This window comes from Pseudoalteromonas sp. CR1 (genome assembly GCF_019392235.1).
Lineage (GTDB): Bacteria > Pseudomonadota > Gammaproteobacteria > Enterobacterales > Alteromonadaceae > Pseudoalteromonas.
This window is the reverse complement of record NZ_JAHXRM010000016.1, coordinates 72288-86726: the sequence shown is the minus strand read 5'-3', so window position 1 is coordinate 86726 and position 14439 is coordinate 72288. Positions and strand designations below refer to the sequence as shown.

The window sequence follows — 14439 nt, the reverse complement described above, 5'->3', positions numbered from 1 at the left end:
AATTAAACAAATATTTAAACCATTAATAATCGTTTTATCTACTTACCAGCTAATTTTAATTAACTTAACCACTTATATCGGCAGCTAGTCTCATTACCTTTGTTATTTCACTCATTTTTATCTTTAATGAGTTATTAAATATAATAAGGATACCTCATGAAGCTTAGTCGTATTTTACCAATCACGGTTTTTGCATTAATGCTCAGTACCCATGCTAATGCTGATAATCAACGCCGTATTGATGTAGATAGTAAAGTTATCACCCAACACAAAGCTAAAATTAATGGTCAACGCTTTAATTATACGGTTGCAACAGGCACTCAACCCGTATGGGACGACAAAGGCGATGCCGTTGCTACACTGCAATACACCTATTACACACGCGATAAAGTTGATGATAGAACCAAACGTCCATTGCTCATTTCTTTTAATGGTGGCCCTGGCTCAGCCTCAGTTTGGATGCACTTAGCCTACACCGGCCCACGTGTATTAAAAATTGATGATGAAGGCTACCCTATTCAACCCTATGGTGTTAAAGACAACCCATACTCTGTACTTGATGTTGCCGACATTGTTTATGTAAACCCTGTGAATACAGGTTATTCGCGAGTTATTGAAAACGAAAAAGGCGAAAGGCTTTCTAAAGCTCAACAAAAAGAGATGTTTTTTGGCGTTAACGCCGACATTAAATACCTTGGCGAGTGGCTAAATACCTTTGTAAATAGAACAGAGCGTTGGCGCTCTCCAAAGTTTTTAATTGGCGAAAGCTATGGCACAACACGCGTATCGGGCCTTGCACATGAGCTACAAAATAGCCAATGGATGTATATTAACGGTGTTGTATTAGTGTCACCAACAGACATTGGAATTAAACGCGAAGGCCCAGTTAAAGCGGCAAATCGTTTGCCATACTTTGCAGCCACCGCGTGGTATCACAAAGCACTAAATGCCGATTTACAAGCAAAAGATTTAGACGAACTCCTTCCTGAAGTTGAGCAATTTACTTTAAACGAATTAATACCAGCTTTAGCAAAAGGTGGCTTTTTAGCGCAAGACGAAAAGCGTCGTATCATTAAAAAAATGGCTGCGTATGCTGGCCTTTCAGACACGTTTGTCGATCAAAACAACCTTGATATCCCTACGCAATACTTCTGGAAAGAATTATTACGTGATAGAGGCCAAACAGTCGGTCGTTTAGACTCTCGCTACCTAGGCATAGACAAACGCGATGCAGGAGATTCACCTGACTACTGGGCAGAGCTGACTTCATGGTTACACTCGTTTACACCTGCAATCAATTACTACCTGCGCGAAGAGTTAAACTATAAAACCGACATAAAATATAACTTATTTGGTAACGTTCATCCTTGGGATAGAAGTGGCAATAATACCGGTGAAAACCTTCGCTTAGCAATGGCTCAAAACCCTTACTTAAATGTAATGGTACAGGCGGGTTATTTCGATGGTGCAACCAATTACTTTGATGCCAAGTACACAATGTGGCAATTAGATCCAAGTGGAAAAATGAAAGATCGTTTGAGTTTTAAAGGCTACAGAAGTGGGCACATGATGTACCTTCGCCATGCTGACTTAGAAAGTTCAAATAACGACTTAAGAGAGTTTATTCAAAACTCACTACCTAAAGAGTCTAAATCAGCCAAATATTAAAATACTGAGCAATCACCTATAAATGGCTTAACTGAGTCATTTATAGGTGTAATCCCTTGCTGTTTTGTAATGACTTATTTAGCTGTCATTTCGCGTAAATTACAAGCGCCAGCTTTAATAACCGGTTCGCGTGCGTTGTAGCTTTTAGTTTCTAGCATTGTCCGTAAATTCACCAGCGTTTTAAAGGTACTTTTAAGTCCCACCTTATTGTATAGCCAGGTTGGAATATTTCCTCCAGGTAAGGCGTAAACCTGATATTCAATATTTAAATCTTCGTCTTTTTGTGTCAGAAACCAATGTGCATTAAGCGTTTTAATTCTTACTACACGCTTAGTTAATGGCAATTCTTCTGGACGCGATTCAATAGAAAGCTTAGTTTGCTGCGGAGATAATCTTGAATAACACGAATAGGTAACAGCATCTCGGTTTGCAACAGGCCAAGGAGAGTCGATATAGCTATAAACGAGGTTTTCTGAAGGGCTAAGTGCTTTAATTAAAAGTACTTTAGACGTGTTTTCAAGCCAACTTGACGCAATACGCGTATCACTTAATAAATCTAAGAAGTCATTTGCTGTTACATCTTCAATATTAAGCTGGCCTTTTACAACAAACGTATCATCAGAAAATTGCTGATACTCAATGCTTACTCCTTGCTCGTTTTTGTATAATAGCCAACGAGGCTCAGAGTAAACGTTAAAGCTTAACAAAATAATTAGGAAGCAAATGCACTTTTGCATTGGGATTAAATTGCAAAAGTGCTTGATCATCATTTTTGCCAATAAGGCGCTATGTCAAACGAAGCAAGCCGACTTTGCTCCATTGCACTGACTAAGTATTCCGATTTTTGCTCTAACCAAGATTGAATTTTGGCTAGTTGCTCATCTTCTTGGCCAGCACATAATTGCTTTAAATACTCAAGGGTACTGAGTTCATAAACACCATGCGAAATATCTAACCACGGCAATCTAAACTCAAGACGCTCTTCTTTATCGAACATCGATCCTAAGCAATTACCGCTTAGCAAACTGTTTTCAAGCTGCATTCGTAAATTAAGGTAGTCAGCTACGCCTAGCGTTTGCTCTTTTGGCAATAACTGGTGCAGGTTTTTCCAGTCTTTATTAAACAATCTTTCAGCAATTGAAGACACTGGATTTTCTGCAGCTTGGAGCTCTACCTGCCCCCAATCTTTTCGCCATTGCTTGTCAATCAACCATGTTGTTAACGAGAGCAATAAACGATTATACCGGGCACTATGAAACAGCGCATTAATGTCATCAATACTTGGCTGCAGCTCTTTTAAGTCGTTAATAACTTGCGCCAAAGCGGGCGCTGCATTTATTTTTTTATAAAAGGCATGACGTTTTGACGTATAAGTTTTTAACTGAATTGCATTTTCTACCCATGCTAACTCGCTCAAAAGCCACTTAAGCTCGGTGCGTAATTGTTCGGTGCTGTCTTTAGAGACTATATCGTCAAACAACCAAAAGGTATGACGAATTAAACTAATACCGTCAGTCACCCTTTTTAAGGTTTTTAAACTCGGTTTATCGAAGTAACACTGCTCATGCTTTTGCACAAACCGAATACCAAAGTTCATTGCTTCTTTTAAAGCGTTTTCTTGGGTTGCAGAGCGAGGAAGCTTAACAAATCCAATCGACTTACTAGGCTTAAGTGGATTATCGTCGGCTAAACGATAGCCACGCGCTGCTTTTGAATACAAACCAAGTCGAATACAGTTTTGGCTAACTAAAATATCGGCCAAAGCAAACAGTTCATTGCGGCTGCCTTCGATTAATTCTATTTCCAGCTCGCTGATCATCTCAACTTGCCCAGAAGCAGCAATCTCGCCCTTATCAAGCACGACCTCTATTTTTGCACCGCCTTGCGTTTCAATTAACCACGTACGACGAATAAAATTAGTGCTAAAAATAGGAAATAAATTTTGTGAAATCGCATCTACCTGCATTCCATGAGGCCAAATGTCAGCACTAAACGCCATCAAGTTTGGGCGGCTGGAATCAATAGGTAAGTTATATTCTGGGCGCTGATGAAGGCCACCTACCACTTCGCCAGCAAGCTTAATAGTTTGTTCGCACTGATTGTCAGAACAACGGGTTCTAAAACCAATATCAAGGGCTCTTAATTCACGGCTAGGCGTATCGTAATAAGCATTTTGCAAACTACGTGAAGGCTTATTAATAACCGTTTTTGCAAATTGAGTAATTAATGAGGGGATCAGTGGGACAACGGCATCTGATACCAAAAATTTCAGTTCTATCTCAGTATCCATTCGGTTTGCGGATTACCTTTAAAATAAATAAGTGGTCAAAATAAACAAAGCGCTCTAACAATGCAAATTTTTTAGCTTTTTTGAGTGGTTTAATCATGGCAGGGTTACAATATCAGCCTTGCTTTTAAAAGGCTAAATCCCTACTATCTTGCTTTATATGTGAATTAAAAAACCATGTTCATAACGGACTCAGTAAGAACAACAAGGTAGATAAATGCTAAAATATTGTTTATTCGGGCTACTTTTAACAGCCACTACGTTTATAAGCTACGCACAAGATGAAGCAACAACAGCGAGTTCATCAGATGCAAATACCGCTTATATCATCGACAATTTATATACATTTATGCGTTCAGGGGCGAGTAAAAATTATCGACTACTAGGCTCTGTAGACGCAGGAACAAAAATAACCGTACTGTCTGGCGAAGAAAACGGCTTTATTAAAATAAAGGACGACAAAGACCGCGAAGGTTGGATTGAAACTAAATTTATTTCTACTACGCCTGGGTTACATCAACAATACCAAACCTTAAGCAGCGAAATGAGCACCATGCAGGAAAATTTACGCCTTGCTCAAATAGAACTACCGCAGCTACAAAAGCAAAATCAAACCTTAACCGATCAAAACCTGCAATTATCCGCGCAAATTACAAGCCTGCAAACAACACTCGCGCAAGAGCGCACGCAAAAAGAAGCCGCTAGTTCAAAAGAAAAACGACAACTACTTACCTACGGCGGTGCGATTGCATTTTTAGGGTTATTTTTGGGAATTATTTTAACCATTGTTTTGTCGCGCCGTAAGCGTTACGAAGGTTGGGCATAAATGAATTGAATGAATGTTGTTCAATAAAAAAGCCGCTATTAGCGGCTTTTTTATTCGCATATCAAATATTGAGCTATGCATATATAGCACTGGCTTAACTATAAAAAATAGATTAACTTACTATTTTGCCAGCGGCTGTACTTCTTTATTTTCGTTCATCTCTAACTTTGGCGCATTCATTCCCTTTAATAAACGACCGAATATATCAGCACCAGTAATAATGCGCTTCTCATCACCCCATACCAACACAACGTCGTGATCAATAGCACCATCAAACGATTTATCGAGCGAATGATTTGCGCGTATTTTTAAAATAACTTCACTTAAACGCAGTGTTTCATCCGTTACAATAATAGGTCTGTGGCAAAAATGGTAAGGGTCAAAAGTATCTGGCTCAAATAATGCTGCTCGTAAAAAACCATCGGCATCAACCACTAATAACGGCCACCCATCGTTGTTAGTCAAAATTACCCAGTTATAGCCCGATTTGTGTAATTTACGTAAAAAGTCATTATCGGCTGATAATGTCAGTTCAGGAAAAATAGGTAAATCAAGTTTAGTAGGTAAAGAGATTATAGAATCTGGATCAATTATTTCCCCTTCTTTAGTTACACTGATTTCGTCTAAGCTAAAAAAGTTAAGTGCACCAATACCTTCAACATGTTGCACATCAGCTTCTTCCGCCTCAATGTGTTTTCGTATTATTCCTCTAAGCTCGCTTTCAGCAAAATAGGTAATACCTTCTTTGCCCAGCCATGCATCAAGTACCAAGGCCGTTGGTTTAGCAACAACATAAAACAAAACTTGATAAAACTTTATTAATGGTGAAAGCATACTCGCCATTTTTAATGCATTACGAGAAAAATAAGCTTGAGGTGTTATCTCACCGATTATCGTAATCGCAATCGTTGAGAATAAAAACGAGCTAGCGCCCATTAACACAGAATCAGAGAGCAACGTGAGTAAAACGTTAATACCCACGTTACCCCACAAAATGGTTGCTAGTAAAAAGTTAGAGTCGTTACGAAGTGCCATAACCTTAATTGCCGCTTCGTTTCTTTTTGAACTTTCCATTTCAAGCTGTAATCGGCTTAACGAAAAGAACGCCAAATTCAAGCCCGAAAATATTGCCGATTGCGAAATACACAGAGCAATAGCACACCAAATCATGACATCAAACGTCATTTTATTTTCCTATTAAAAAGTTTATAGCAGCAACAAACTGCCTAAACCTAAAAAGGTCACAAACCCAACAATGTCGGTAACCGTTGTTAAAATAACAGAGCCAGATAACGCTGGATCTATTTTCATTTTGTCTAAAATCGATGGTATTACAACGCCCGCGAGCGAGGCCGCTACTAAGTTTAATAAAATAGCGACTGTAATCGTTACACTTAACATCAAATCGTTAAACCATAAGTAGGTGAGTAAACCAATTACAAATGCCCACACTAAACCGTTAACAGCCCCGACTCTTAGTTCTTTTTTAAGTAACGCATTGCGGTTTGAATCAGTCACCTGCCCCAAAGCCAAACCACGCACGATAACGGTTAATGTTTGGCTACCCGCAATTCCTCCCATTGAGGCTACAACCGGCATAAGTACCGCTAAAGCAACCACTTGTTCTATAGTAGCGCCAAATAAACCAATAAACCACGATGCTAAAAATGCCGTTGCCAAGTTTATACCTAGCCAAATACCACGGTTTTTAGCACTTTTTCGTACACTGGCAAATAAATCTTCGTCTTCTCGTAAACCACCGGCCTTTGCGGTAGCTTCATCGGTTATTTCTTGGCGAAGTTCGTAAGCAGAGGCAATTGTTAATCGCCCTAATAATTTATTATCTGAATTTACAACCGGCATAGCCATTTGCTCAGAGTGAATTACGACTTCAGCAGCTTCATATAAATCATCGTCTGCATGCAACGATGAAAAATCATGATTTGCTAGTGTCATTAAATTATCGTTATTGTGTGCTTTAATAACATCGTTAATGGCCACTTCACCAATTAAACTGCCTTTTCGGGTCACTAAATAAATAACTTCGCTGTATTGCGGTACACCTTTGAATAAAAGCTTTTTTGCACCACCAGCTGTTAACTTGTCTGACACTTTTAAAATATCAAAACCTAGCCAGTGACCGAGTTGTTCTGGTGGGTATTGCTGTGCTAGCTCGTACTGCTTGGTTTGCGCTTCATCTAATTGCTTTTTTGCATAGTCGACAAACCGCTCTGGTATAACTTCTTCTAACTCGAGTAGCTCTTCTACATTTACTTCATCAAGTAATTTAAATGCATCACTGTCATCAAGTGTTTGCAGTAACCATAAACAACTATCAGGGCTTAAATTTACAAAAATTTCATGCTGTGTATCTTCGTCAAGTAATTGCCAAATTTCGAGCCGCTGCTCTTTGGGTATTGCTTCAAACAATAACGATAGATGCTCTGTAGAAAGTGTGCTTTGTGCGTCGATCAACAGTTTATTCTTACGTTCTGTGGTGTCGCATTGCAGTAAGTCGTTTATGAGTTGTGGGAGTTGATCTACCGGATACTCAATCATTAAAAAAACCTTAAAATTAAAAAGCACATTATTGACAGTTTACCTTCTCAATTAAAAATTGCAGAAAAAACGGTATTTTATTAAAGATGTGCATGCTATTTTTCGCATTGTATGGGCAAAACAAAGGCAGTACTAATTATTTCTTTATAAATTAAAAATATGAAATTAAGGTATTAGAAAACAATAAGGGAAGGAAGCTGGGCAACTATGAATACTAAAGCATACAAGCATTATTATGTATGCTTTAAATGTGTGGGATTAAATTTCGATTAATAACCCTTTATCTTTTTTTACTTTTTCAATAACCATATAAGTATGATGTGTGCCTACACCGGGGATATCAACTAAGTCTCCCAACACTTGCCTGTACTCTTCCATGTTAGATACACGTATTTTTAATAAGTAGTCGTAACCGCCTGCAACCATGTCACATTCTACAACTTGTTCCATTCTTAATATGTGTTCTTTAAATACTTTAAATACAGCAGTATTTGAAGTGACCAACGACACTTGAACATGAGCCACTAAGCTTTGGTTTAACTTAGCTTCGCTTAATTTAGCATAATAACCCTCAATATAGCCTTCTTGCTCTAATCGCTTTACGCGATCAAGGCATGGGCTTGGGCTTAAATTAACTTGTTTTGCTAAGTTAACGTTAGAAATTCTGCCGTTTTTTTGCAAAACGTCTAAAATTGCTAAATCAATGCGATCTAGCATGCGTAATCTATTTGGATTTGTCATACAGAATTTTATGCGGATAAGTTAAATTTATGCCCTGTAAATTATCGTAAATCGACAAATTTAACCAGCATATTCTGCTGAATTTTATTTAGAATGCACTCTCAATATCACTGGTATTTTATTGGTAATTAAATTTACTTTAAATCTTAACACTGCTAAGGGTTGCTTATGTTATTCAACGGCGATTTAACAACTGACTGTCCTATAAGACAAAAAATCCGTGACTTTTACCGCATAGACGAAAATGCGGTTATCGATCATATTTTACCGCTTGCAGAAGTAGGCGTTAAAGCACGAAGCCGTGCCTGGGAAAGAGCCCGCCAAATTGTTTTAAACATCCGTAAAGAACAAGATGGTCAAGGCGGTGTAGATGCGCTGCTCAATGAGTTTTCGCTTTCAAGTGAAGAAGGCGTAGTGTTAATGTGTTTAGCCGAAGCGCTGCTTCGTGTACCAGACAAAGAAACCCAAGAAGCCCTTATTCGCGACAAGTTAGCAAAAGGTGATTGGAGCTCTCATTTAGGCAGTAGCGACTCTTTATTTGTAAATGCATCATCTTGGGGCTTATTAGTAACCGGTAAAATGGTTAACTACACAGATAAAACCAAAGACCAACAGTTTGGTATGCTTAAAAAGACCATTGGTCGTTTAGGTGAGCCAGTTATTCGCAAGTCTGTAAACTTTGCAATGAAAATTATGGGCAAGCAATTCGTTATGGGTCGTACCATAAACGAAGCAATTGAACGTGCTGCCGACACAGAGCAAAAAGGCTATGTATATTCTTACGATATGCTTGGTGAAGGCGCGCGTACAAGTAAAGATGCTAAACGCTACTTTGACAGCTACATGAATGCCATCCACTCAATTGGTAAAGCGGCAAATGGCCGTGGTCCGATTAAAAGCCCGGGTATTTCTGTAAAGCTTTCTGCTATTCATCCGCGTTATGAGTTCACTCATAAAGATCGAGTAATGGCAGAAATTGTACCTAAGCTAAAAGAGCTTGCTCTAGCTGCAAAACAGTATGATATTGGTTTTACGGTAGATGCTGAAGAAGCTGACCGTTTAGATATTTCACTGGATATTATCGAAGCCGTATTTAGCGATAAAGAGTTGGATGGCTGGCAAGGGTTTGGCTTAGCTGTTCAAGCGTATCAAAAACGTGCGATTTTTGTTATTGAATGGCTAACAGAGCTTGCTACGCGTGTAGGTCGTAAACTAATGGTGCGCTTAGTTAAAGGCGCATACTGGGATACTGAGATTAAAACTACACAACAAGATGGTTTGGATCACTACCCTGTATTTACCCGCAAAGCCACAACAGACGTATCATACAAAGCCTGTGCAATTAAAATGCTAGAAGCACGTGATGTGCTATACCCACAATTTGCAACGCACAATGCATACACTGCAGCAACTATTTTAGAAGTGGCTAAAGGCGATAACACAGGGTTTGAATTCCAGCGTTTACACGGTATGGGTGAGTCACTATTTGACCAAATTGTAAGTGAAGAAAAAATTCAATGTCGCGTGTATGCCCCGGTTGGCCAACACGAAGACCTACTGGCGTATCTTGTTAGACGTTTGCTAGAAAATGGTGCAAATTCGTCGTTTGTAAATGCCATAGTTGATACCTCTAAACCGGTAGAAACATTGCTGCCAGATCCGGTAGAAACGCTGCAAGGACTTCGTAACAAATACAATACGCAAATTAAAATGCCAATTGATTTATACGGCGAAGAACGCGCCAACTCTAAAGGCATGGACTTGACCGATATAAACGTGATTACCCCGTTTAAAGAAAACCTAGACAACTGGTTTAACGAACATCGAATAGATCAAAGCCAAGTCCCTGATGGGTCACTTGCTGTTAAAAACCCAGCAAACCATAAAGAAATCATCGGCCATGTAAAACTACAAAGTGGCGATGAAATGAAAACACTACTTGCTAATGCAGAAGCAGCGTTTGAATCATGGTCGCAAACCCCTGTAAAAGACCGTGCTAATTTATTACGCCGCATTGCTGATATTTTGGAACGTCATCACGACGAACTCGTTGCTATTTGTATCAAAGAAGCGGGTAAAGTAGCACAGGATGGCATAGATGAAGTACGTGAAGCAGTCGACTTTTGTCGTTACTACGCTGCACGAGCCGAAGAACTCTCAGAAGATGAGCGCTTTGAAGCACGAGGTGTAATCCTGTGTATTAGCCCATGGAATTTCCCACTCGCTATATTTTTAGGCCAAGTGGCTGCTGCTATTGTGACGGGTAACACCGTTATTGCCAAACCGGCTGAACAAACAAGCTTAATTGCTCTACGTACCATTGAACTTATGCTATCGGTTGGCTTACCTGAGCACGTTGTACAGCCTGTTATTGCACGCGGTAGTGAAGTGGGTAAAACAATTGTTCCTGATGAACGTATTCAAGCAGTTATGTTTACAGGTTCAACTGAAACCGGCACATTAATTTCTCAAACGCTTGCAGCACGAAACGATATACAAGTGCCATTAATCGCCGAAACAGGTGGCCAAAACTGTATGATTGTTGACTCAACAGCACTGCCTGAGCAGGTCGTTGATGATGTTATAAGTTCTGGTTTCCAAAGCGCTGGTCAACGCTGTTCAGCTCTACGTGTATTGTTTATTCAAGAAGACGTGGCCGACGGCATCATTGAAATGCTTAAAGGTGCTTTGGCTGAATTACATATTGGTGATCCGTCATTGTTATCTACCGATGTAGGGCCTGTAATCGATGAAAAAGCACTTAAAAACTTAACTGAACATGTTGAGTATTTAAAAGGCAATGCAACACTTCATTATGAATGTAAGATTCCGGACAACAGTGAAAATGGTGCGTACTTCTTTGCTCCTCGTTTATACGAAATAAAAGATCTTTCTGTACTTAAGCGCGAAGTATTTGGCCCATGTGTTCATATTGTTCGGTTTAAAGCGAATCAACTTGATGACGTAATCGATCAGATAAACAATACAGGCTACGGCTTAACAATGGGTGTCCATTCACGTATTGAAGAGCGTTGCGAGTACCTTGCTAAAATGTCTCGTGCTGGCAATGTATACGTAAACCGCAATATGATTGGCGCAATTGTTGGTGTGCAACCATTTGGTGGCCGAGGTTTATCTGGCACGGGCCCTAAAGCCGGTGGTCCAAACTACCTACAGCGTTTGGTGAAAGAAAAAGCATCACCAGAAAACGTGCAAATGACGAACCTAACGCCTGATGAGCTTGATTTACACCACTACAGCGGTGCAAATGCCCAAGTAGAAAAGCTAATGGCTAACTCAATGCGCGATGAAAAAATTTGGCGAGCAACCCCGCTTAATGACCGTGTATCTGCTGTTCGCCAGCTTCTTGCCAAAATTGCTACGGTAGAGATTATTGATGACTTAGCTGACGATTTAGCATTAACGCTAGCCGATGCGCGTGCGCAGCTAAACCGCCTTGAGAAGCACATGCGTAAATTTACAACGCTGCCTGGGCCAACGGGTGAGTCTAATACTCTTCATTTAGAAGCACGCGGCTGTGTTGTTTGTTATGCCGATAAGAGCACGTCTTTTAACTTTTGGGCGTTATCTATCATTACTGCCTTGGCCGCGGGTAATACAGTAATTACAGTTGCCTCTGAAATGTTTTACGAAGAAGCCGAAGCATTCAGAGAGAAGTTTATTGCTACAGGTGTTGCCGAAGGGGTATTCCAAGTAGCTAAACCTAATCAGTTACAAGCGATTTTGGGGCATCCTCATTTAGCCGGCGCAGTTGTTGCAGCGCGTTCGTCTCGTTTAGGTTACTTCAGCCAACAACTTGCGCAGCGTAAAGGCGCTATATTACCGGTGATCAGTTCTGAGTATTACGACACATTAATCAAACGTCTTATCACTGAAAAAACAATTAGTGTAGATACAACGGCATCGGGTGGAAATACATCATTGATGACGTTAGTTGAAGATGATGATTAATTGAGCTAATACTAATTACTTAATAAATATATAAAAGGCACTGTTAAGTGCCTTTTTTCTATTTAAAACGCGTAAAGTTTGTTACATTTAATACAGATTTATTAGTTAAGCAGTGAAATTGAAAAAGCTCCCAGTTTCTAAATTACTCCCTGGAATGTTTGTGCAAAGCGTTACAAAACAAACGGGCAGAGTAAAAATTAAAAGCCAAGGTTGGGTAAAAACCCAAACCAGTATTGATAAGCTAATTAAAGCGGGGATTTTAGAAATTGAAATCGACCCAGACAAAACACTGACCCAAGAAGTCCCTAAAAAAGAACCAATCAAAGCTCCTTCTGCAAAAATAGAACGCGACCCCTGGCAAAAAACGCATAGCGCAGCACAAGAAATGAATAAAGCTAAAAAGCTTTATGACGAAGCTAAAACACTGCAAGTAAAAGCATTTAAAGATATAAAGTCAGGCTTGAATATCGATATAGCCCCATTTAGAGAGCTTGCTAGTGGGTTTATGGATTCAGTTTTTAGAAACCAAGATGCCCTAGCCTGCCTGACGCAAATGCGCCAAAAAGATGCCTACTTGCTAGAGCATTCTATAAACGTATCTATTTTAATGGGTATTTTTGCAAAACACCTTAATATTGAAAAAGACATTATTGTAGAGCTTACTACCGGTGCGCTACTGCATGATATTGGTAAAATAAAAACGCCAGATGAAGTCCTCAATAAACCTGGGCGTTTAACCGAAGCAGAATTTGAAATAATGAAGCAGCATGCGGTTTACTCAAAACAAATTTTAGAAGAGTCAGGTTTAACGGGTATTGCAGTAGATATTGCGGGTATGCACCATGAACGTATAGACGGTACTGGTTACCCTTTTGGTAAAAAAGGAAATGAAATAAGCCAGTATGTTCGCATGGCCTCTATTGTTGATGTATATGACGCCCTTACTGCAGAGCGAGTTTATAAATCGGGCATGGAACCCATCAAGGCATTTAAAATATTAAAAGATGGCTGCCCAGATAGCTTTGACGGCGCTTTACTAACTAAGTTTATTCAGTGTATTGGAATTCACCCAGTGGGCACATTAGTAAAGCTTTCAAGCCAAAAAGTTGGGCTTGTGACAGAAAGTAATCCAGCGATGCCATTAAAGCCGATTGTTAAAACGTTTTATAGTGCAAAACACAGCCGTTACACCGAAGTGCTTGATATTGATTTATCAAACAAAAAAATTGTGGACTCACTCGAATCAACCGTAAAGGCCGGCGATTTCAATATTGATTTAGAGCGCTTTTACAAAAACTCTGTATTACCTTAAATTGTCAGTATAAGCCCAGTATTACTCACTGAGCTTATACTTGTTTGTTACTCCGGCCAGTCTTGCAGGGCTTTTAAGCTAAACTCGTAACCGTCAAAATCAATCACGCTTTGCTCTGGTGTAATTTCTTTAACCATTAATGCACCTATGCTATCACCTTCGTGAAGCTCTCGCCCATTTAGCTTTATCCAGCGTTTATCTGCACTTGATGAATAAATATGTGCTTGGTATTTAATACTTGGTAGCATTGCTTGAAGGCCGTCTGGTAACAATTCGATAGGCTCTACCCGAGATGACGATTTTGAGGCTTGAGTTACCTCATAATCTTGGTTTTTATCGACATCTTGCACTGCCTGCGCAAACGCATTTTTAAGTGTAGTTGGCACAGCATCAAGCTCAGGATCGCTTTTAGGTTCAGCTCGCGCTGCACCACTAATTGGCTTACCCAACACTTTATACTTACTCATATCAATACTTGTCGAAGACGTATTTTGAGTTTGCTTAACATTGCCTTGGTTATACGTAAACTGTGGGGGTGGATTCGGTTGACCTTGGTTTAGCTGATTATAATTTTGCGTATTTAAAAGCTGAGGCTGATTATAAACTTGTTGAATGCCGTTAGCTGCACCTGTTGATGGCATCGGAATATACTGCCCCGTAGGCGTTAATAGCATTTGCTGAATACCCGTGGGTGTTTGCACGTGCACTAATTGCCCTTCAATAGTTGCGGTGTTGCTTGGTAGCTGTTCAGGTTTAGGCTTTTCATTCACTTTAGCTTGTTGAGTGACGGGTAATGCTTCTGTTTCTAATTGGGTCGTTACTTGTTCATTACTTTGACTGCTAACTACATTAGAGGGTTCAACAGAGCCTGATGATTGCATCCACTTACCAAAAGTAAATCCGGCTGTTATCGTAACAAAGGCTGCTAAGCTGCCTCCCAAAATAAAAGCGATACGGCGGTAACGAGCCAGTGCTTGTTGCTGTTTTAACTGCTCTGACTGTAAATCGTACTGCTCGGCACTCATATCAGCTTGTTGAGATTGCTTTAATGCATCTAGTAAATAAGACATAAAT

10 protein-coding genes are annotated in these 14439 nt (G+C 39.7%); 4 read left to right on the top strand and 6 right to left on the bottom strand.

The genetic code is table 11. The features are described from left to right. Nucleotides 1–156: 156 nt before the first annotated feature. Entirely contained in the window at nucleotides 157–1668 is a 1512-nt protein-coding gene (locus KZZ04_RS14360) for a S10 family peptidase (protein ID WP_058404981.1), read from the top strand. Nucleotides 1669–1742: 74 nt separating this feature from the next. On the opposite strand, the gene KZZ04_RS14355 is transcribed toward KZZ04_RS14360, so the two are convergent. Together KZZ04_RS14355 and KZZ04_RS14350 are read right to left on the bottom strand one after the other, a co-directional pair. Continuing rightward, nucleotides 1743–2435: an START domain-containing protein gene (locus KZZ04_RS14355; RefSeq protein ID WP_058404980.1), complete on the bottom strand. Its 693-nt coding sequence runs from the start codon at nucleotides 2433–2435 to the stop codon at nucleotides 1743–1745. Continuing rightward, the gene (locus KZZ04_RS14350; RefSeq protein ID WP_058404979.1) at nucleotides 2435–3958 is read right to left on the bottom strand and encodes a CYTH and CHAD domain-containing protein; all 1524 of its coding nucleotides are present in this window, start codon (nucleotides 3956–3958) and stop codon (nucleotides 2435–2437) included. Before KZZ04_RS14350 ends, KZZ04_RS14355 begins: the two co-directional genes overlap by 1 nt. A gap of 214 nt (nucleotides 3959–4172) precedes the next feature. Here KZZ04_RS14350 and KZZ04_RS14345 point away from each other — a divergent pair, with 214 nt between their 5' ends. Next, a complete protein-coding gene (locus KZZ04_RS14345) occupies nucleotides 4173–4781 on the top strand; it encodes a TIGR04211 family SH3 domain-containing protein (protein WP_058404978.1) in 609 nt (202 codons plus the stop codon). Between the two features lie 120 nt (nucleotides 4782–4901). Here the strand turns inward: KZZ04_RS14345 and KZZ04_RS14340 are convergent, their stop codons facing one another. From KZZ04_RS14340 to KZZ04_RS14330, 3 genes are all read right to left on the bottom strand, one after another. After that, complete coding sequence (locus KZZ04_RS14340; RefSeq protein ID WP_058404977.1) at nucleotides 4902–5966, bottom strand: DUF21 domain-containing protein; 1065 nt, start codon at nucleotides 5964–5966, stop codon at nucleotides 4902–4904. Nucleotides 5967–5987: 21 nt separating this feature from the next. Continuing rightward, the gene (locus KZZ04_RS14335) at nucleotides 5988–7340 is read right to left on the bottom strand and encodes a magnesium transporter (RefSeq protein ID WP_138527554.1); all 1353 of its coding nucleotides are present in this window, start codon (nucleotides 7338–7340) and stop codon (nucleotides 5988–5990) included. Between the two features lie 258 nt (nucleotides 7341–7598). Next, nucleotides 7599–8081 carry a winged helix-turn-helix transcriptional regulator gene (locus tag KZZ04_RS14330; protein WP_058404975.1) on the bottom strand — a complete coding sequence of 161 codons (483 nt, stop codon included), beginning with the start codon at nucleotides 8079–8081 and terminating at the stop codon, nucleotides 7599–7601. A 168-nt stretch (nucleotides 8082–8249) separates the two neighbouring features. Here KZZ04_RS14330 and putA point away from each other — a divergent pair, with 168 nt between their 5' ends. Continuing rightward, on the top strand, nucleotides 8250–12053 hold the full coding sequence (putA, locus tag KZZ04_RS14325; RefSeq protein ID WP_058404974.1) for a bifunctional proline dehydrogenase/L-glutamate gamma-semialdehyde dehydrogenase PutA: 3804 nt from the start codon (nucleotides 8250–8252) through the stop codon (nucleotides 12051–12053). Nucleotides 12054–12171: 118 nt separating this feature from the next. Then, nucleotides 12172–13365 (top strand): HD-GYP domain-containing protein, encoded by a 1194-nt coding sequence (locus KZZ04_RS14320; protein ID WP_058404973.1) that lies wholly within the window; start codon nucleotides 12172–12174, stop codon nucleotides 13363–13365. A gap of 47 nt (nucleotides 13366–13412) precedes the next feature. Here the strand turns inward: KZZ04_RS14320 and KZZ04_RS14315 are convergent, their stop codons facing one another. Continuing rightward, nucleotides 13413–14435 carry a general secretion pathway protein GspB gene (locus tag KZZ04_RS14315; protein ID WP_138527552.1) on the bottom strand — a complete coding sequence of 341 codons (1023 nt, stop codon included), beginning with the start codon at nucleotides 14433–14435 and terminating at the stop codon, nucleotides 13413–13415. Nucleotides 14436–14439: the final 4 nt, after the last annotated feature.

Coding starts and splice junctions, on each gene's coding strand:
- KZZ04_RS14360 (WP_058404981.1), top strand. CDS start 157: ATGAAGCTTAGTCGTATTTTACCAATCACGGTTTTTGCATTAATGCTC.
- KZZ04_RS14355 (WP_058404980.1), bottom strand. CDS start 2,435: ATGATCAAGCACTTTTGCAATTTAATCCCAATGCAAAAGTGCATTTGC.
- KZZ04_RS14350 (WP_058404979.1), bottom strand. CDS start 3,958: ATGGATACTGAGATAGAACTGAAATTTTTGGTATCAGATGCCGTTGTC.
- KZZ04_RS14345 (WP_058404978.1), top strand. CDS start 4,173: ATGCTAAAATATTGTTTATTCGGGCTACTTTTAACAGCCACTACGTTT.
- KZZ04_RS14340 (WP_058404977.1), bottom strand. CDS start 5,966: ATGACGTTTGATGTCATGATTTGGTGTGCTATTGCTCTGTGTATTTCG.
- KZZ04_RS14335 (WP_138527554.1), bottom strand. CDS start 7,340: ATGATTGAGTATCCGGTAGATCAACTCCCACAACTCATAAACGACTTA.
- KZZ04_RS14330 (WP_058404975.1), bottom strand. CDS start 8,081: ATGACAAATCCAAATAGATTACGCATGCTAGATCGCATTGATTTAGCA.
- putA (WP_058404974.1), top strand. CDS start 8,250: ATGTTATTCAACGGCGATTTAACAACTGACTGTCCTATAAGACAAAAA.
- KZZ04_RS14315 (WP_138527552.1), bottom strand. CDS start 14,435: ATGTCTTATTTACTAGATGCATTAAAGCAATCTCAACAAGCTGATATG.